The 19,582-nt window shown below is 51.1% G+C and carries 19 protein-coding genes and 1 tRNA gene; 5 read left to right on the top strand and 15 right to left on the bottom strand.

The window, feature by feature from the left end; translation table 11 throughout:
• Positions 1-5 precede the first annotated feature (5 nt).
• The 9 genes from ABY436_RS00100 to ABY436_RS00060 all read right to left on the bottom strand — a co-directional run bounded on the left by ABY436_RS00100 (position 6) and on the right by ABY436_RS00060 (position 6,694).
• Positions 6-1,325, bottom strand: coding sequence for a proton-conducting transporter membrane subunit (locus ABY436_RS00100; RefSeq protein ID WP_372736992.1), 1,320 nt, complete (start codon positions 1,323-1,325; stop codon positions 6-8).
• A complete protein-coding gene (locus ABY436_RS00095) occupies positions 1,322-2,818 on the bottom strand; it encodes a complex I subunit 5 family protein (protein WP_372736991.1) in 1,497 nt (498 codons plus the stop codon). Before ABY436_RS00095 ends, ABY436_RS00100 begins: the two co-directional genes overlap by 4 nt.
• Positions 2,815-4,263 (bottom strand): complex I subunit 5 family protein, encoded by a 1,449-nt coding sequence (locus ABY436_RS00090; RefSeq protein WP_372736990.1) that lies wholly within the window; start codon positions 4,261-4,263, stop codon positions 2,815-2,817. Before ABY436_RS00090 ends, ABY436_RS00095 begins: the two co-directional genes overlap by 4 nt.
• Positions 4,264-4,268: 5 nt before the next feature.
• Entirely contained in the window at positions 4,269-4,496 is a 228-nt protein-coding gene (locus ABY436_RS00085) for an NADH-quinone oxidoreductase subunit K (protein ID WP_372736989.1), read from the bottom strand.
• A gap of 76 nt (positions 4,497-4,572) precedes the next feature.
• Positions 4,573-5,256, bottom strand: coding sequence for an MnhB domain-containing protein (locus ABY436_RS00080; protein WP_372736988.1), 684 nt, complete (start codon positions 5,254-5,256; stop codon positions 4,573-4,575).
• Complete coding sequence (locus ABY436_RS00075; protein ID WP_372736987.1) at positions 5,246-5,539, bottom strand: Na(+)/H(+) antiporter subunit B; 294 nt, start codon at positions 5,537-5,539, stop codon at positions 5,246-5,248. Before ABY436_RS00075 ends, ABY436_RS00080 begins: the two co-directional genes overlap by 11 nt.
• Positions 5,540-5,541: 2 nt before the next feature.
• Positions 5,542-5,841 carry a monovalent cation/H(+) antiporter subunit G gene (mnhG, locus tag ABY436_RS00070; protein ID WP_372736986.1) on the bottom strand — a complete coding sequence of 100 codons (300 nt, stop codon included), beginning with the start codon at positions 5,839-5,841 and terminating at the stop codon, positions 5,542-5,544.
• On the bottom strand, positions 5,828-6,106 hold the full coding sequence (locus ABY436_RS00065) for a monovalent cation/H+ antiporter complex subunit F (protein ID WP_372736985.1): 279 nt from the start codon (positions 6,104-6,106) through the stop codon (positions 5,828-5,830). The genes mnhG and ABY436_RS00065 overlap by 14 nt, the downstream gene beginning before the upstream one ends.
• A gap of 39 nt (positions 6,107-6,145) precedes the next feature.
• Entirely contained in the window at positions 6,146-6,694 is a 549-nt protein-coding gene (locus tag ABY436_RS00060; RefSeq protein WP_372736984.1) for a Na+/H+ antiporter subunit E, read from the bottom strand.
• 403 nt (positions 6,695-7,097) lie between these two features.
• Here ABY436_RS00060 and ABY436_RS00055 point away from each other — a divergent pair, with 403 nt between their 5' ends.
• A complete protein-coding gene (locus ABY436_RS00055; RefSeq protein ID WP_372736983.1) occupies positions 7,098-8,081 on the top strand; it encodes a universal stress protein in 984 nt (327 codons plus the stop codon).
• A 150-nt stretch (positions 8,082-8,231) separates the two neighbouring features.
• Here the strand turns inward: ABY436_RS00055 and ABY436_RS00050 are convergent, their stop codons facing one another.
• The 6 genes from ABY436_RS00050 to hisB form a co-directional block, all read right to left on the bottom strand.
• Complete coding sequence (locus tag ABY436_RS00050) at positions 8,232-9,209, bottom strand: ornithine cyclodeaminase family protein (RefSeq protein WP_372736982.1); 978 nt, start codon at positions 9,207-9,209, stop codon at positions 8,232-8,234.
• Positions 9,210-9,211: 2 nt separating this feature from the next.
• Positions 9,212-12,328, bottom strand: a complete 3,117-nt coding sequence (locus tag ABY436_RS00045; protein ID WP_372736981.1) for an efflux RND transporter permease subunit — start codon at positions 12,326-12,328, stop codon at positions 9,212-9,214.
• Positions 12,306-13,469, bottom strand: a complete 1,164-nt coding sequence (locus ABY436_RS00040; protein ID WP_372736980.1) for an efflux RND transporter periplasmic adaptor subunit — start codon at positions 13,467-13,469, stop codon at positions 12,306-12,308. The genes ABY436_RS00045 and ABY436_RS00040 overlap by 23 nt, the downstream gene beginning before the upstream one ends.
• Positions 13,470-13,581: 112 nt before the next feature.
• On the bottom strand, positions 13,582-14,355 hold the full coding sequence (gene hisF, locus ABY436_RS00035) for an imidazole glycerol phosphate synthase subunit HisF (RefSeq protein ID WP_090723256.1): 774 nt from the start codon (positions 14,353-14,355) through the stop codon (positions 13,582-13,584).
• 60 nt (positions 14,356-14,415) lie between these two features.
• The gene (gene hisH, locus ABY436_RS00030) at positions 14,416-15,063 is read right to left on the bottom strand and encodes an imidazole glycerol phosphate synthase subunit HisH (RefSeq protein WP_372736979.1); all 648 of its coding nucleotides are present in this window, start codon (positions 15,061-15,063) and stop codon (positions 14,416-14,418) included.
• The gene (gene hisB, locus ABY436_RS00025) at positions 15,064-15,657 is read right to left on the bottom strand and encodes an imidazoleglycerol-phosphate dehydratase HisB (RefSeq protein WP_090723250.1); all 594 of its coding nucleotides are present in this window, start codon (positions 15,655-15,657) and stop codon (positions 15,064-15,066) included. It lies immediately after the preceding gene.
• A 193-nt stretch (positions 15,658-15,850) separates the two neighbouring features.
• Between hisB and ABY436_RS00020 the strand changes: the two genes are divergently transcribed.
• From ABY436_RS00020 to ABY436_RS00005, 4 genes are all read left to right on the top strand, one after another.
• Complete coding sequence (locus ABY436_RS00020; RefSeq protein ID WP_372736978.1) at positions 15,851-18,037, top strand: AsmA family protein; 2,187 nt, start codon at positions 15,851-15,853, stop codon at positions 18,035-18,037.
• Between the two features lie 30 nt (positions 18,038-18,067).
• A complete protein-coding gene (gene mutY, locus ABY436_RS00015; protein ID WP_372736977.1) occupies positions 18,068-19,120 on the top strand; it encodes an A/G-specific adenine glycosylase in 1,053 nt (350 codons plus the stop codon).
• A 14-nt stretch (positions 19,121-19,134) separates the two neighbouring features.
• Entirely contained in the window at positions 19,135-19,407 is a 273-nt protein-coding gene (locus tag ABY436_RS00010) for an oxidative damage protection protein (RefSeq protein ID WP_372736976.1), read from the top strand.
• A gap of 59 nt (positions 19,408-19,466) precedes the next feature.
• Positions 19,467-19,542, top strand: a tRNA-Phe gene (locus tag ABY436_RS00005).
• The last annotated feature ends 40 nt before the right edge of the window (positions 19,543-19,582 follow it).

Genomic DNA, 19,582 nt, shown 5'->3' with positions numbered 1-19,582 from the left:
CCGCCTTACAGCACCGATGTTGCATCCAGCCACAGAAGCGCTACCGACACCATGCCTAACAGCAAAAACAACGTGATCGCAAATTCCCAACGCTGTAAAAAATATTCACCGGCATCGAACAGTTGTTGCCAGGTACATGCTTGCCGGAAACTATCCCATCTGGCGAACCATGAGGCACGCAACTCGGGCAAGGTATCGCCCCCCGTCCGACGTCCCAAGCGAATAATGGCTTTCGCGCAACGTTCAAGCCACACCGCTTCTCTATTTTCTCTGCCCGACTCAGATGGAAAAATCCCCCTTTTTTCCAGCCATACAAAAGCCGCGATCATTACCGCCAACACCAATCCCACTGCAGCAACGAAGACAGGCACCAAATGGCCGTACTGATTCCATACGGCGGGGTCGAGCAAACCAGTACCCAAGCCCATAATAAAGATGCTCACCGCTATGATGGCAGTATAGGCAGGTAGCTGTTTCCATTGAGCCCGCATCACCACAAACAGTAGTGCATAAAAAATACCGGCGGCACCAAAAGCCTGGAGCAGCATCCCCGCTACGGGTGCTGTAAGCTCACCAAGCGGTAACCAACGCACAGCGCCAAACAACCCTGTACCGACCGGCACTACCCACAGTAAAAGAGCCACTGCCGGACGAGCCGAACCATAGGCCGGAGGGAGCCATACGTGCAGTGGCCAGAAACCCGCTTTGAGGGCAAAGCCCGCGATCACCATGGACAGGTAGAGGGCAGAGGACGATGATAGTGCTATTGCATGCGCTACAGCCTCGAATCCCAGATCATCCGTTGACGTAGCAGCGATCAGAAGCGCCTCAAACAGGGCAATGTCCGCAAGGATCAGCAACACCAGATAAATCCTTCCGGCCCGGCACGTCTTCTCATCACTACCATCAATCAACAGGCCGATAAACGCGTATCCCATCAGGGTCATAAATGTGAAAAAGCTGACCATATCCATCGCCAAAATCGCGCCTACCTGACCCACAAGAGTTAACAGAAACAATGTTGTCAGGCGGTTACCAGCCCCACGCCGTTCAGGGGTATGTAAAAAGGTTGCGCTAGCGGTCCAAATCACCACTGATATCGTCAGCCACCAGCGAGAACCCGTGTCGATACCCATCCCGGCGCTGCCCCATAATATCCAGGGTAGCCCGACAGAGAAGCTACCCGGAAGAAACAGTAAAACAATGGTCGGCAGCAAGGCGAGATGAGCCGGACAGGGGACATAACGACGTAGTGCCGGAATCGCCAGCAGAAGTGGCAACCCGGGTGCCGATAGCAGCAATAAAGTATTCGCTATGTTGCTCACGGTGCATATTCCTGCTCGGTGATAAAACGTGCCCACTCCAATGGACTGAATGGCATCGAAGCCAGTAGCCCCAGGCCCAGAGTGAGTGCGGCGGTCATGACGGCGGGGACCAGCAGCGCCCAGGCTGTCTCACGTTTGCCAAACGAGCGTTCGTCTGGCCAGCTACCGGCAGGCGCCTTGAACCAAGCGCGATACAATATCGGCAAAAAGTAGGCCGCGTTGAGCAGACTGCTTGCAGCCAGGATAAAAATCACCCAGTTCTGTCCGGCTTCCAGCGCCCCCAATCCGAGGTACCATTTACTGATAAAACCCGCCAGCGGCGGCGCCCCTATCATACCGAAGGCGCTGATCGTGAATGCGGCCATAGTCAAGGGCATACGCCGCCCGACCCCATTCATCTCGCTGATTTTGTGGATTCCCAGCGTCTCCGCGAGAATACCGGCACAGAAGAACAAGGTTATTTTCTGCACCCCCTGATGCACCAGATGAACCAGCCCACCGATGGTCGCAATCGGCCCGGCAACCGCCACACCGAGCACGATATACGACACCTGGCTGACCGTGGAAAACGCAAGCCGGCGTTTCAGATCATTCTGAAATAACGCCCGCAATGAGCCGTAAATGATCGTTGCTGACGCCAGTATTGCCAGCGGTAGGGTCACACCCAGACTAGCCGCGAACTCAACACCAAACACATCATACACCACGCGCACGATGCCAAAGGCGCCTGCTTTCACCACCGCTACTGCATGCAATAATGCGCTGACCGGTGCAGGCGCTACCATGGCCTGCGGCAGCCAGCCGTGAAAGGGAATCAGTGCGGCCTTGACACCCAGACCGGCAATCAGCAACACAAAGATGATGATCAGTGCGGGATAGTGAACAGCATCCAGACCTGACAGGAATCCGCGCGCCGTGAATTCCAGAGTGCCCGCCAGCGTGTATAGCCACACCGTTGCCAGCAACAGCAAGGCTCCTCCTCCTATCGTATAGATCAGATACTTTCGCCCCGCCAGACGCTCCACCTCGGTGCCGCGATGCACCACCAGCGGATAAGTAGTCAGCGTCAGCAGTTCGTAGAACAGCACGAAGGTCAACAAATTACCCGCCAGCGCCAGACCGACGGTGGCCGTCACACACAGACTGAAAAAACCGAAAAAGCGACTGCGGTTGGGAGAATCCTCGAGATAGCCGATGGCATAGACCGTGGTGGCCAGCCACAGGCTGGCGGAAAGTGCCACAAACAGCATCGACAGGGGGTCTGCACGCAGAACCAAGTCAAGTCCGGGTAGAAATGGCAGACGGATCTCGTAGTGATGGCCGTGAAAAACGCCCCAGAGCATGACGCCTACCAACACCAACTTGATAAGGGCAGCGGCCATATTCAACGTGATTCGGACGACAACCTGCTTCTCTGCCAGAAAGAAGATGATCAGCCCGGGTATCAGCGAACTGAGGACGATCAGCAACGGCAGTGTTGTCTCCCAGTTCACCCGGCACGCTCCCCGCCGAACGATGTACCGATGCCCATCAGTTCAAGCGCGGCAGGCGAGATAAATCCCAGGAGTATCGCTGCCAGCGCCAGTGCCAGAGCGGCCCATTCCATTCTGGCAGGCACCACACTGACATCATGGGTTAGCTCGGCCCGGGTAAAAGCATAGCCGATGACTCTGAAAAAATAGGCGGCGGCCAGTAGACCACCCAGGATCAGAATAACCGCCCACCACCACTGCCCAGCACCCATCGATGCTTCCAGCAGTAACCATTTCCCGATGAACCCGCCGCTAGGTGGCAGCCCCATAATGCTGACACTTGCCAGCGCGAACGCCGTGAACGTCAATGGCAGACGCTGGGCGATTCGGTCGAGATCCGCGATACGGTCATGCCCACAGAAACGTAGTATATTGCCCGCCGCCATGAACATGGCTGCCTTGGCAATAGCGTGAGACAGCAACATATAAAAGGCTCCCTTCCAGGCAATATTTGTCCCCAGCGGAAAAGCCAGGAACAGATAACCCAGTTGCACCACCGTGGAATAGGCAATAAGCAATTTAAGCCGTGTCTGGCGCAACGCCTGAATCCCGCCCCAGAGGACAGCGGTCGCGCCAAGCAGACCCAGCAGTTGACCGGGTAAAGTATCGGTCAACGCAAAGACCTCCAACCACAGACGCAGCAGAATATAGAAGGAGGCCTTTACTACCAGTGCGGATAACAGCGCACTCACCGGTGCCGGAGCACAGGCATGAGCTGCCGGTAGCCAGAAATGCATCGGGAACAGCGCTGTCTTAAGCAGCAGACCGGCGCTCATCAGCCCCACAGCCGACCACACGGCGGGGGTTGGCTCCATCCGCTGAGCCAGAATCGCGATATCCAGACTGCCAAAACTGTGGTAAAGCAGTGCGACACCTAGCAGGTAGAACAACGAGCCCAACAGACTGACCAATAAGTAGCGCATGGCGGAGTTCAGGGCATCCGCACCATCGGCCAACGCTATCAGCGCCACCGCCGCCAAGCCCAGCAATTCCAGCGTGACATAGAGATTGAAAATATCTGCGGACAGGAACAGTGCATTCAGCGCTGCCCACAGAAATAACCACAGAGGCCAAAAATGCTTCGCTTTTTCGCGACTGAAATAAGCGCCGGAATAGACGCTGACGCCCAGTCCCACCAGAGCCGCTGTCACGAGCATCAGCAGACTCAGCCCATCGGCATAAAGATCGATACCCAACGACGCGCCCCAGCCACCGATTGCATAGCGGTGCGCACCCTGTTCTACCAGTTGCCAACTCAGGCCAACGACAGCTGTAAAGATAGCCAGTGCGAAAATAAGACCCAGCGATTTCGATATTGCCGGAAATAAAAAGGACGCCATCCCCCCCGTCAGAGGTAACACGATCAACACCACAATCCAGGGAATGCCAACGATATCGCCAGTCATGCGCGTCAGTCCCGTGTACTGTCAGATAGGTGATTTTTTCCCGTTGCCACGCTCACCTTGAGCATCAGGGTAAGCGCCAGCGCCGTGGCAGACACGGCAACCACGATGCCGGTGATCACCATGGCATGCGGCACCGGGTCCGGCGGGGCATCCGGGTTAACAGCGGCCAGCGCCACCAGCACCAGAAACACCCCCGTGCCCATCACATTGATGGCCAGGATCTTGCGTAGCAAATGCGCGTGATAGTCAGGGCGTACAGGCCCAGGACGAACAACCCCACACCGAGTAGCGCATAGAGGAAGACGCCGCTCATTTATCCGGCCCCACCGCTGGCCGACTCCTCAGGAACAAGGCGGCCAGCGTCGCGCCAATGGTCATAGTTGCTACCGCTTCGATCAGCAATATCAGCTCACCGGCCATTGGCGGTGGAAATTCAAAAAATGCGCTTCCGTTCAGGAGCATAGCTGTACTTACCATGACGAACACGCCCAAGCCCGAGACCATTACCACCCGCAGTAACAAACCAGCGAACCGGCTGTCCAGCCGCCAGCCGGTCAGCATCATCAGCACACATGCAGCCCCTAATACCGACCCGGCCTGAAAGGCCCCACCCGGTGCATGCGCGCCCACCCATAACAGATAACCAGCCACCAGAATGAGCATTGGAATCAGCAGACGTGACAAGATGTCCAGGACCGGTTCCGGGCTTGATTCGTGATAATCAGGCATGCCGCTGAGTGACCACACGCCAAGCAGAGCCACTAACAACACCCCCATTTCAAGCAATGTATCGTAACCACGAAAGTTGAGCAGCACCGCAGTAACCGGATGACTGACCCCGCTGGCTTCAAGATTCGCCCCTACCAGCTCACCTAACCCGACGGGAGACAAGCTGAGTCCCAGAACCGCATAACCCAGCCCCGCAGCAATGGCACACAGCAGCGATACGAGCAGCAGGCGAAGCGCCTTCCCTGTTTTTCCGTTACCTGTCATGAGCCCCGGTTTCCCCAATACTGTCTTTTTGCCTGCCTGGCTGTCCTATTGATTCAAGCCTTGCCAGCGCCGCCAACAACAAGGCGCCGGTCAGGCCTGCGCCAATGGCAGCTTCAGCCAGGGCGACATCCGGCGCACCAAGCCGAATCCAGGCCAAGGACATCAGCAACCCAAAGCTGATGAACAGCACAATCGCCTTGAACAGATCCGGGCTTGTGAGTGCTCGCCAGGCAAGCCAGAGCAAACTAAGCCCCAATAGGCTATCGAACGCCCAGTGCAACATGCTCAACGCCTCCATGGACGGATACCCCGCTGTAGCGCACGACTCGCAATCAGATGGGAAATGCTGGCTCCGGCCAATAATACCAACCCCCAGATCAGCAGCAACTTGCCCATCGTGGCCCAGCTTTGCGCCTGAACAGCCAGCCCCGCGACCACCAGCCCTAAACCCACGTTGTCGGCTTTTGTCAAGGCATGGAGGCGTGTGTAGACATCCGGAAACCGCAACAGTCCCAGAGTGCCTGCAAGAAAGAAAATGCCCCCGGCGATTAGCAGGACGGCGGAGAAAACATCAATTAGCGTCATGTTTTATCTCCATATCTGTCCAGGCACGCCGAACGAAGGCTACCGCCGTCACTGCAGCGAGCAGGGCAAACACCAGCGCCACATCACGCAAAGCTGCTTCATCTTCAGCTTGTGCCAGCAATAAAAGAATAGCCACCGAGGTCGTGCCAAACAGCTGAGCCGCCAACATACGATCTGCAACGGTGGGGCCGCGCAGCACCCGCCACATCCCGGCAACAAGGTTCAGCAAGAGAAATAGCGCCAGTGCGAAATAAAGGGTTTGCATACACCTTACTCCTCCAGTCCCACCACGCAAAGTATGTCTTTAAATCTGTTCATTGCAGTCACCTCCTTCAGAATTTTCCAGGGGTGTAGCGAACATGCGAGCCACGGCCTGCTCCACCACCATCAGTTCAGATAAGACGTTATTCCGTGTATCGAGGACATGAACTCTCAGGCAGTCCGCACGCAACTCAGCACTCAAAGTGCCAGGCAGCAGGCTGACCGTATTGACCATGAATACCCGAGGCAGCCCCGGAGAAAGGCGTAATGGGTATTCAATGAGACCGGGGGCGATGGGTAGACTTGGGTGAAAAGCGCGCCACGCCACATCCACACCGCCATACAGCGAACGCCAAACGAAAAACGGCACAAAAAGTGCGGCCCCGCTCGGGGACCAGGGAAAAACGGGCAGTAGCACCATGCTAACCAGCGTAGCAATCAGCACCATTGGCACTCCGACTAACCATGACTCCTCTGCTCCTGTTGTGAGCATCCACCATACCAGGGCAAATGCAACAGCACGCAACCACCCACTCCGGAAATAGATAATCACCGGGTCGCGAAGCCGCAGCTTATCAGCTATACGATTCATCACACCTCCAACATGGAAACCCGCCCCTCCTCCAACACTGCGCTCAACTCACCTTCACGCCCGGGGGCGTCGGCGCTCGAAGATTTTCAGCCAGAGTGCCAGTATGGCATAGATTTGACGGAAATAGATGATCATGTCGATGAGGGTTTAACAGAGATGAGATTATACAATTTGCCGCCTTCCGGGCATTCATGGCTGCTCTGATAGCCATCAAGATATTTATCAATACTATCGCGGCTTGCCCTCTGATTAGCTTTTTTGGGTGAACATAAATACCTCCTTTTGAGCGTGAGATGAACTATTCCCAGAATTAACATTCATATCAAGAAGGCAGATCTGTATCGGTTGGATTATTATAGTTTAGTGACGGATCCACAGTTTTTATTCTTGGAGAAACAAAATCATGAAGCGATTTAACAATATTCTGTGTGTGGTCGAACCAGATATCAGCTCGGAAGCAGCGTTGGATCAAGCCATAAGAATTGCCAATGACCACCAGGCGTCGATTACAATAGCATCCACTTTAAACACGGCGAGTCTTTTTCATAGAATATTTAAAAACCAAAAAGAGAGAAATGAAAACATATCCGAGTCTGCAAAAATAAAACGCAATGCTACTGAAAAATGGGTAAAGCAATATAAACCTGAATTAACGGCAGATGTAGAGATTTTCACCGGAATAGGGTTTATCGAGATTGTCAAAAGTGTCGTAAAGAATCAGTACGATTTGGTAGTAAAGTGTGCAGATGACATGGATTGGCTGGATCGATTATTTGGAAGTGAGGACATGCATTTAATGCGAGGGTGTCCTTGCCCTCTGTTAATACTTAAACCCGGACATAGCGAAGTTTTTAAAAATGTATTAGCAACGGTTGATGTCAACGATGACTTTACTGAGCTAGATGAAAATCGCGTTCAGGATGGACTCAATGAAAAGGTATTAGAATATAGTGCCGTCTTTTCCCTGGCTGAATTAACCGAACTCCATATCGGTAGCGTCTGGGAAGCTTATGGTGAAGATTTTTTAAGATACGGAGCCTTTTCTCACGTATCAGAGGAAAAAGCTGATCTTTACGAGGAGCAGGCGCAACGTGCCTGTTCTGATAGGCTTAAATTCCTTGTCGCAGAAATGTCGAAGCAGCTAGGAAAAGACACAATAAACTTTTTACACCCCAAAACGCATTTAGTTAAAGGGCTTCCAGCGAAAGAAATCCCGTTAATGGCAAAGCAACATGGTGTAGATCTTATCGTTATGGGCACTGTTGCGAGAACCGGTATTCCTGGCTTTATTATCGGCAATACCGCTGAATATATTCTGGAGCAGGTTCAATGTTCAGTATTGGCGATTAAACCCGATGGATTTAAACCCCCAGCTATAAAAATGTGATCATTAGCCCTTCGCACACACTATTTACAGGGGCTATTTGTTACAGGGCCTATTTATTACAGGGCCTATTTACAACATCTATTTAAAGAGTCTCCGTCCAATAGTCGTTGTTTCTTATACAGTGGGAAACAACGACTCTCCTGATACAGCCTAACTCTGACGCATCTGGCACTCTTGATATACCAGATATGCCGCCGCTAAATCCGATAGCGCCGTACCCACCGACTTAAACAGCGTTATCTGCGCACGCCCGGCGTCGCCTTGTGATCGGCCCGTAATACGACCATGACATAAATCTGCCAACTCACCTTGCACTTGCTCAGCAGAGAAAACACCCTCAGCTATGGGAATCAATAGTTCACCTGCCTCATTCAATACATTCAGACGGCTATCTACAAATACCCGGGCATGCTGCACGGTTGCAGAGTCACATTCACGGCGATTACCGCTGTGATTACCCACCAGATCGATATGGGTCCCTGCACTCACCTGCTCATAGCTAAACAAGGGCTCAGCTGCACCCGTAGCACAACTAATAATATCAACCTGAGCAATGACGGCCTCCGGATTGCTTACCCCCTGAACCTGAAGGTCAGGCCGCTTTGCTTGTATTTCAGCAACAGTTGCAGCGATCTTTTCAGCATTTCGACCTGTGACATAGATGATTTTCAGTGGTCGCACACTCGCATGTGCCAATGCCATATAGGGAGCTAATTTACCTGTACCAAACAACAGCAAACTATTCGCATCGGCTTTTGCCAGGTAATCTGCAGCTAGCGCAGAAACGGCTGCCGTGCGCCAGAAAGTCAGCTGCGTACCATCTACAACAGCGAGTGGTGCACCGCTGGTTCGGCTGAACAACAGCATCTTAGACGCCAGCGTTTCCAGGCCTTTAGCCGGATTCCCCGGCAGGTGAGTAAAGGCTTTAACGCCCATCACCTGATCATTCCAGGCCGGCAGTACAGCAAAAGAGTCCTCATGCCCGGTTCTCTCACCTCCGATAGCAGGAAGATGATAAACATGACGTTGTGGCATACCAAAATCATTGGAAAAAGCGCTTCTGAGCGCCTCCACTAAATAATCAAAAGATAAGACTTTCTGAACATCGACTGCGTCAATAACGAGCATACTTATACCTTAACAATTGGCTTTTCAATTAATAATGGAATTCGCTTCTGATTTTTAGGAGAGCGTCCCATAAACAAGCGATACAGCAGCGGTATCACAAACAGAGTAAGAATAGTCGAGAAGGCTAACCCACAGACAATAGCGGTGGCAACCGGCCCCCAAATCAGCGAGTGTCCACCTAAACCTGTTGCCAGAGAAAACAGCCCGGCAATGGTCGTCAACGATGTAATCAATATAGGAATAACACGACGGCGCGACGCATAGAGTGTTGCATGTAAAACACTCATCCCACCTTTTAAGCGCTGATTTGCTGCAGATATCAACACAATAGCCGCATTTACAGCAATACCCGCTAATGCCACGACGCCGTACAAGGTAAATAAGCTCAATGGGTTCTGCGTTATCCACAAGCCAAGCACTACGCCGGTAAACGCCATCGGCACCGTCGCCATGATCATAAAGGGCTGCCAGTAACTTGAGAACTGTGTTCCCAATATCAGATACATGAGGCCAACACCAAACAGGAAGAGTACGGCAATAGAATCCATACTTTCTTGTATGTCATCCAACTCACCGGAGAAATCCAGACTGATGTTGGGGTAACGCGGTTGATATTCTTCGTCCCAGTGACTGAGCAACCACGCATTCGCTTGTACCGTATCCATTCCACCCTCTTCTATATCTGCTTCTACAGTGATCGCGCGGCGAAAATTATAGTGTCGAATATTGCCAATACTCATTTGATAGTCAGCAAATACCAGCGATGAAAGAGGAATCATAGCGCCCTGCGCATCCGGAAGGCGGAACGCCAACAGATCATTAATATTCTGATAGGGTTTAGGTAACGCCCTCACCCGGACTTCCAGCTTCTTACCACGTGATTGCATATCAGCAACCACTTCTCCATCGACCAATAATTGCAGCGTACGCAGTACCTCAGAGGGGTTGATCCCTGCTGCGGTTATGGCTCGGTAATCCGGCTTCAGCGTCATGGCCATGCGGCCACTCGCCGCATCATCAGCAATATCTTTTACGCCGGGCAGCGCCTGCAACATCTGCTGCATATCTCTGGCTGCTGCGCCGATTTCAGCATAATCATCGCCGCGTATTTTAACGCTGATAGGTTTAGAGACCGGCGGGCCGCCGGCCATACGCAAAAAAGACACCCGCACCGGGCCTGCCACACGCATCACATCGGCGCGCATAGCATCCATGATCTCATCAACGCTGCGGTTCTGCTGTGTTTTAGGCTGTAATCCGACCAGTATCTGGCCATACTGATCACCAAAAAACGGCTCCATTTCGGTAAACATCTGCCCGGCATAGCTCGCTACCGCCCGCACATCTTCAGTATTGAGGTGCGCTTTTACTTTTTGCTCAACTTCCAGCACTTTTTCCAGGGTACGCTGCAGCGGCATCTCGGGAGGCATCTGGATATTCACATAAAAGAGTCGTAGCGGATCAGCCGCAAAAAAATCCATTTTAATCTGACCTGTCACAATCAAACCGATGGAACCGATAAACAGCATCACCATGGCGACCAGTGTGATCACCGGTCGCCTGAGTGTTTTTAATAATGAGCGAATATAAAAGCGTTGTATTTTTCGTGTCATTGACTGGCGTATTAGTTGGGTACGCGAGGGTTTATCCAGTGTTATTCTGGCGACCAGCACATGTGCGGGCAACATCCAAAAGGCCTCTAAAAGAGAGATTGCCAGCGCAATAGTCACCACCATCGGAATAACTCGCATGAAGTCGCCAAGAATACCGGGCAATAGCATTAAGGGTAAAAATGCTGCCATCGTAGTGAGTACCGCTGTTGATACCGGTTGGGCAACTTCGCGCAACGACGTGAGCGTAGCCTCCATCGGGCTGTCGCCATGTTGCAATCGATAATAGATCGCTTCAACCACGACTACGGCGTCATCTACCAGCATCCCGAGCACAATCACCACACCTAATAAGGCAACCACATTGAGCGTCTCGCCCATTCCCCAGAGCACCCAGAAAGTACCTGCAAGAATAAAAGGAATACCGATAGCGGTCAGCAGAGCGATACGCAAGCCCAAAAATAGCCAGGCCACCAGCAAAACAAACAACAAGCCAATGCTGGCATTGTTCTGCATTAACGTGATCGCTTCACTCGTCGGCACCGTTTGATCATCGATCAGCTCAAGCCTTACACCGGCCTGTACTTCCAGTTCGTTGCGCTCTGCCATGTAGGCTTTAACGCGTTCAATTAACGCCAGCGTGTTAGCACTTTCTTTCTTTATAATAGCCATCATCACGGCAGGACGGCCATCGAAACGCGCCAACTGCGTCGGTTTTTCGTGACCACTCACCACTTCTGCAATACGATCCAGACGAATATCACCGCTACTACCTACCAACGGGATCTGCTTCACCTGATCAGGTGCTGCATTACGTCCCTCTAAACGCACCAACCAGCTTTGATCGCCAACGTTGACACTGCCGGCCGAGACATCTTTGAACCATAACGCCACCGAATTCGAGACTTGTACCGGCGACAGGCCGAGCGACTGCAAGGCATCCAAATCCAGATTTACTTGTAGCTCCGGGTCATCCAGCGCAACAGGATCAACCCGGTCAACACCCTTAATACGCTCCAGGTCTTTTCGAATATTTTCAGCCTGCTGACGTAAATTATCATCATCAGATAGCGCTGTAACCGCCAGCATCGCACTCGGAAACGCGTTAGAAGAAGTGATCTCTAAAATAAAAGGCTCAGCAGCTTCTGCAGGCAGATCCCGCTCGGCATTCTGAATTTCACGTCGAATAGAACTGACATGCTTATCAAAGGTTCGCTCATCGATGTCCTCAAAGCGAATCAGCATGCTTGATATGCCTTCACGGCTGTTTGATGAGACAAAGCGGATATCCGCAATATTACGAACCGCGTCTTCCAAAGGGTTGGTTACGCGCAGCTCAACATCCTGAGCGGAGGCGCCGGGTAACGCCGTAGTCACAGCAATCCAATTAAAATTGATAGTCGGGTCTTGCTGGCGAGGTAACAGCAGGTAGGCGATGGTGCCGATCATCAGCACCAACACAAAGGTCAGATTAGCCAGTACATGATTATTCAGCAGGCGCGCCAGCATCAGCTTTCACCCCCACCCTTGCGCCATTAATACTGTCACCATTAGCCCTTTCACCACTAACAATAGCTTCTGCTTCAATCTCTACTTTATCCCCCTCTTTAAGCACATGCTGCCCCTGTACAATGAGCAATACTTTATTTTCAGAAGAAGACGACAGTATGGATTCCGCTGAGGTTTGCAACATAACAGCCTGACCCTCTTTAGCAGTCGGGAAAGCCATAAATTTTGCTGTGCTATTTTCTGCCAACATCAGGCCCAGCGAGCCGTTACGCTTCACCAGATATTCCGGCGGTATCGAGGGTACTGACGACTCCCAGACAACTTCACCCGACGCGCCGCTCAGCGCGGTACCCGACCCGGGACTCAATCCAGGAGTTTGAATAAAATTAAGACGAACTTCCTGCGTTCCGGCTGCTTGCTGAACCAACGGAACGGCTGCCCTTATGGACAGCGGATATTTCTTGCTGTTGAAGCTGAAGTCGATACGGACTGCTTGCTGCATTGACTCAAGCTGCTGCGGTAAAAGCCGCGCACTCACCTCAGCCCGGGTGATATTTAACAACTTAACCAAAGGTGAGCCGACAGACAAATAAGCGCCTTGCGCTGTCATTACCTGTGTAATGACGCCATCAAAAGGCGCTTCAATAATACAACGGCTCGTATTGCGCTGAGCTTGCTGAGCTTGAATTTTTTGCCCTTCAAGTTGTGCAGTTAACGCACTTAGCTCTGTTTCGCGCTGGTTTAGCAGCTCTACAGAGGCGCTACCCGACTTTTGCAGCGTACGGGTGCGTTTAAACTGCTGCTGAGCAAGTGTCACACGGCTTGCTAACGCGTTAACATCTTGAATTGCCTGCGCTTGGGACAAACGATAATCCTGACACTCCAGTGCAGCGATATCTTGTCCTTTAAGCACAGCATCACCCACCTGTACGTGTAAGGCTGCCAGTACACCGGTAAGTTCAGTACTGAGTGAGATATGTTGCTCATTAACAACATCAGCAGGCGCTGAATAAAATGTGGGCTGTAGTACATCGGCTAATGGCTTCACTCTGACCAGTGTATCTGCGAATGTACTTTGAATACCGGCTTGAATACTCAGCAGAGTGACTAAGCCGATAATAGCCCGCTGTCCCTTATTCATTTTATCTCACCCCTGTGCTTCCCTTTAGCCTTGTGCTGCCCTTTACCCTTGCAATCAGCCATCCCACATGTACAAAAAACCCAGCGAAGGCTGGGTTTATTATACTCACAGGTTATAGGCGTACTTCTATACCCCGCTCCCGCATATAGGCTTTTGCTTCTGGTATTGAATACTCATTAAAGTGGAAGATAGATGCGGCTAACACGGCATCCGCTTTCCCTTTTAAAACACCATCCACCAGATGCTCAAGGTTACCGACACCGCCAGAAGCAATAATCGGCACATTCACGGCTTCTGAAATAGCGCGGGTAACGCCTAAGTCATAACCGTTTTTAACACCGTCCTGATCCATCGACGTCAGCAAGATTTCACCCGCACCCAACGCGACCATTTTTTTAGCCCACTCTATTGCATCCAGGCCGGTTGGCTTACGGCCGCCGTGAGTAAAGATTTCCCATTTATCAGGTTCACCTTCAGCGGAGACTTTTTTCGCATCAATGGCAACCACAATACATTGCGAACCAAAACGCTCTGCCGCTTGACGAACAAAATCCGGATTCGTCACTGCCGCACTGTTGATAGACACTTTATCAGCACCGGCGTTGAGCATAGTACGGATATCTTCACAGGTACGAATGCCGCCACCCACGGTTAAGGGAATAAACACCTGAGAAGCCATACGTTCAACGGTATGCACCATGGTCTCGCGGCCTTCATGCGTTGCCGTGATATCCAGAAAGGTGATTTCGTCAGCACCTTGTTCGTCATAGCGTTTGGCGACTTCAACCGGATCACCGGCATCGCGGATATCCAGAAACTGTACACCCTTAACCACACGTCCATTCTCAACATCAAGACAAGGGATTATTCGTTTTGCTAATGCCACGCGAGTACTCCTTAGCAGTACTTATGTTAGAAGCACTTAAGCTTAATCCAATCGCTCAGCTTAAGGCTTTCCATCCCAGTTCAGGAAGTTTTTCAACAGTTGCAAACCAGCCGTATGGCTCTTTTCCGGATGAAACTGCACAGCAAATACATTGTCATGCGCCAGCGCCACATCGAAGTCGACACCGTAATTACAGGTGGCGGCTACTTGCTGACGCTGCGCGGCTTTCACATAGTAACTGTGCACAAAATAAAAACGGCTGGCATTTTCTATTCCCTGCCATAGCGGATGATCACCGTTCTGCATCACTTCATTCCAGCCCATATGCGGTACTTTTAAGCGCTCTCCGGCGTCATCTTTCAGATGATCGCCAAAGTAATTGACCGTCCCTTCAAACTCACCCAGACAATCAACGCCGCCATTCTCTTCAGAAGATTGCATTAATGCCTGAAAGCCGACACAGATACCTAAAAATGGCCGTCCCGAGCGAATCGCTTCAGCCACTTCTTTATCTACGCCCGCTTTGTAGATCTCGGCCATACAGTCACGGATAGCACCAACGCCCGGCAGTAATACCCGGTCTGCATTGGCCACTTGTTTTGGATCAGATGTCACCAACACTTCAACACCTGGCTGCACATGTTCCAGAGCCTTAGCAACGGAGTGCAGATTGCCCATGCCATAATCGATAACGGCAATGCTACTCATCTACAGAACACCCTTGGTGGATGGCATCATTTCAGCGGCACGCTGGTCAACCGTCAGGGCCATACGCAACGCCCGACCAAACGCTTTGAAGATCGTTTCAGCCTGGTGGTGCGCATTAAAGCCTTTGATATTATCGATGTGCAGCGTAACACCGGCATGATTCACAAATCCCTGGAAAAACTCCCAGAACAATTGAGTATCCAGGCGGCCGATAGACCCACGCGTAAATTCGCAGTTAAAGCTCAGTCCCGGCCGGCCGGAAAAATCGATAACCACGCGTGATAATGCTTCATCCAGTGGCACATAAGCGTGTCCATAGCGCGTCAGGCCTTTTTTATCGCCTACCGCTTCTTTAAACGCCTGCCCTAACGTAATACCTATATCTTCCACCGTATGGTGATCATCGATATAGATATCTCCATTAGCTTCGATATTGATATCAATCAGCCCATGACGAGCAATCTGGTCCATCATGTGCTCAAGAAAAGGCACGCCAGTATCAGCACTAAACTTACCCGTGCCATCGAGATTAATAGATACGGTGATCTGAGTTTCCAGAGTTTCCCGATTTACTGTAGCCTTACGCTCAGCCATGCTGACTCTCCGCTATTCAAAACTGTTTCAAAACATAATGGATCATTATATAACTACCAGAGTCAGGATGCACCGCAGTAGATGATTAACGTCATATTCACATAGGACGTGCATGCTATAGGTACTAGTGTTGATAGTTTTCGCCAGCGGTTATCTGCTGGACTTGAATGAAAATAAAAGGATAGAGGACATTATGGGTAAGTTAATTAAAATCGTTCTGGGACTACTGTTGGCATGCATCATACTGATTGCAGCGGGCGGTGCGCTATTGAGCGCTTTTATTGACCCTAATGACTATAAACCCGAAATTGAACAAGCGGCCCTTGATCAGGGTGGCATAGAGCTTAAAATTGGCGGCGACATCAGTTGGTCTTTTTTCCCACGCTTAAGCCTGGCCGTCAACAATATTGATGTCCGCTTTCCTCAACAAGCCTCTCTTGCCAATCTGCAGCAGGCGCAAATTTCTGTCCGCATCCCGGAATTACTCTCCGGCAATGTTCAGATGAACAGTATTATTATTGAGGGGCTGAACCTCAACCTGACAAAAACCAGCACAGGCGAGGTCAATTGGCAAAGCAATGCTGGCAGCGATGTCGCCACAAGTGAGCCATCTACAACAACAGATAACGCCGCTGCGACAAGTACAGCAGCAGAGCCTGCAGGCAGTAATCTTAAAATAGATATTGAAAGTGTGCAGATTATTAGCGGCACCGTGAACTATAGTGATGAACAAACGGCCCAAACGATTCTGCTCAACAATATCAACCTGAAAACAGGCCGCATCACCAATAACGCACCCTTTCCTATAAGCTTAAGCCTTAATGCAAAGCAACATCAGAATGCTAAGCAGGTTTTAGAAGCAGCCGCTCAATTTGATGGCAAAATCCTGCTCGATCTAAGCCAGCAACAGTATCAGCTGAAAGACTTTATCGGTGATCTGCATATTCAAAACGGCACTAACCTACAGGTTCAATTAAAAACCGATGCGAGCATCGACCTCATCTCCCGACAGCTGATTGTGGATAACTGGAATGCTGAAGTTGCCAATTTACAACTTAACGGCAAACTCAACATTGCTAATCTGGACACTCTGGAGATGAACGGTACTGTGACTGTTGCTCCTTTTGCGCTCAACCCCCTATTAACAACACTGGGACAGGCTCCCGTGCAAACATCAGATCAAAAAGCATTGAAGAACATTGGCCTGATTAGCACATTCAGTGGTAACGCCGAAGCGATTAACACCTCATCTCTTTCGATCAAACTCGACGACACCAGCTTTGATGGCAGCGCGGGCGTTGATCTTAAGACGGGTAGAATTAAATTAAAATTAGCGGGTAACAGCATTAATCTGGATGGCTACCTACCTGCAGAGACACAGCAAGCGTCTACCGATAAAGCGTCTGGCACTACCAGCGATAACGCATCCACCCCGGCAGGCGATCGTTACTCAAAAGAAGAGGTCATTCCGATGGAGCCGCTACAAAGCCTCAATCTGGATGCGGCTGTCAGCTTAAAGACAGCGACCTATCAGAAGTTTACCATGAGTAACATCGACTTTGCCGTCAATGCCAATAACGGCATTGTCAAAGCGGAGCGCATTAATCTGGACATGTATGGCGGAAAAATCCGTAACAGCATCACATTGGATGCACGCAAAAAACCGCTGCAAATCACTACAAAAGCTGCAATTTCAGGCCTTCAGATTGGTGACCTGCTCACAGACATGAGCGGTGAAGCGGCATTAACAGGAACGCTTAGCACGAATACCAATATCGTTTCATATGGCCAGTCGGTGCACAGCATCATCAACACGATGACCGGTAACGCCGATCTCAACGTCACCAATGGCGTGGTGAATGGTATCAACATGGCGCAGGAGTTATGCCAGACAATAAACAACCTGTCTGCGCTAGGCACTGTCCAGGCAGCTCAAACGGTCGACCAATCCACTCCTTTTGCTAAAATGGGCGGCAATTTCAACATCAAAAACGGTGTCGTCAGCAATAATGACTTAGGCGTCAAACTGGATGCAATGAACATCAAAGGCATAGGCGATGTGAACTTACCTCAGGCATTAGTCGATTATCAGTTGGCTTTGATTATCGAAGAGAACCTGTTCAAGAAAACCTGTCCCGTGAATAACCGTCTGGAAGGTGTAGAATGGCCAGTGCGTTGCAAAGGCTCATTTGATCTGGAACCCACCCAGTTGTGTAAACCCGACACTAAAGCGATTCGCGACATTCTTAAAAACGCGGTCACCAGTAAAATTAAAGAACAGTTCAACGATAAGGTTCAAGACAAGCTGGGTGATAAACTAAAAGACAAACTTGGCGGCGATGAAGCAGTCAAAGGCCTGTTAAAAGGGCTGTTTAATTAATCCGGACACTCCACCAACAATAAGTACCTCATGAACCCTGAAGAATTTAATACGGCCGTGCTGGACTGGTTTGACCAGTACGGCCGGCATAACCTGCCGTGGCAACAAGACAAGACAGCCTACTTCACCTGGATCTCTGAGATCATGTTGCAGCAGACCCAAGTGACCACCGTCATTCCCTATTTTGAGCGATTTATTCAGCGTTTTCCGGATGTTCAAACACTCGCCAGCGCCGATCAGGATGAAGTTCTACACCTTTGGACAGGACTCGGGTACTACGCCCGCGCACGCAATTTACACAAAACCGCGCAAATCGTTGCCAAAGACTACTACGGCGAGTTCCCGCAGACATTAGAAGCGCTGGAACAACTACCCGGCATTGGCCGCTCAACCGCCGGCGCCGTCTTATCTATCTCAACCGGCAAACGCGCCGCTATACTCGACGGCAATGTAAAACGCGTACTGGCTCGCTTTTATGCGCTGGAGGGCTGGACAGGCTCCACGGCTAACCAAAAAACACTGTGGGAATATGCAGAGCGCAACACGCCCCAACAGCGTGTGGGCGATTACACCCAGGCGATGATGGATCTGGGAGCCACCCTCTGCACCCGCAGCAAACCAAACTGCCTGCGCTGCCCGCTGCAAAACCACTGCACTGCACTAAAACTAGGCCGTAGTAGCGAGTTCCCACACCCAAAGCCGAAAAAGCAGATCCCGGTCAAACAAACCATCATGCTGCTACTCCAGGATGATCAACAGCAGACGCTGCTCCAGCAACGCCCACCCAGCGGTTTATGGGGCGGGTTATGGAGTTTGCCCGAGGTTGCTGACCTACGCGATGCCAATACCATCACAGGGCTTTCTCTGGATATAGACAGTGCTGAGCCCCTGGAACCGGTGCGACATACGTTCAGCCACTTTCATCTGGATATTACCCCCGTGCGGGTTCGCTGCAATAACCTTACAGACTGTGTCATGGAAGGAAATCCCACTCTCTGGTATAACATACAGCAACCACAGAACATCGGGTTAGCTGCACCGGTTAAACGACTGCTGCAGAAATACACCCGCACCAGCAAATAGATTTGGAGAGTTAGATGAGCCGTACTGTCATGTGTCGTAAATACAAAAAAGAGCTGGCTGGTCTTGAAAAACCACCGTATCCGGGCCCTAAAGGACAAGAAATTTACGAGACTATCTCCCAAAAAGCCTGGGCAGATTGGACCGCACACCAAACCATGATCATCAACGAAAAGCACATGAGCCTGATGGATCCTGCCACCCGTAAGTTCCTGCAGGAAGAGATGGAAAAGTTCATGGACGGTGGCGATTACGAAAAAGCGGAAGGATACGTCCCTCCTTCAAAATAATTGAGGCTAAGGTGTTGACAGCCCTGCGAATTAAGGGTTTAATACGCGCCTCTTGAGATGCCCGGATAGCTCAGTCGGTAGAGCAGAGGATTGAAAATCCTCGTGTCGGTGGTTCGATTCCGCCTCCGGGCACCAAGTACTACAAGCCTCGCAGTCAAATGTGGGGCTTTGTTGT

Origin of the sequence: Neptunomonas sp. (assembly GCF_041601355.1) — a bacterium.
In the GTDB taxonomy this organism is placed as follows: domain Bacteria; phylum Pseudomonadota; class Gammaproteobacteria; order Pseudomonadales; family Balneatricaceae; genus Neptunomonas.
This window is presented reverse-complemented; position numbering and strand designations above follow the sequence as displayed.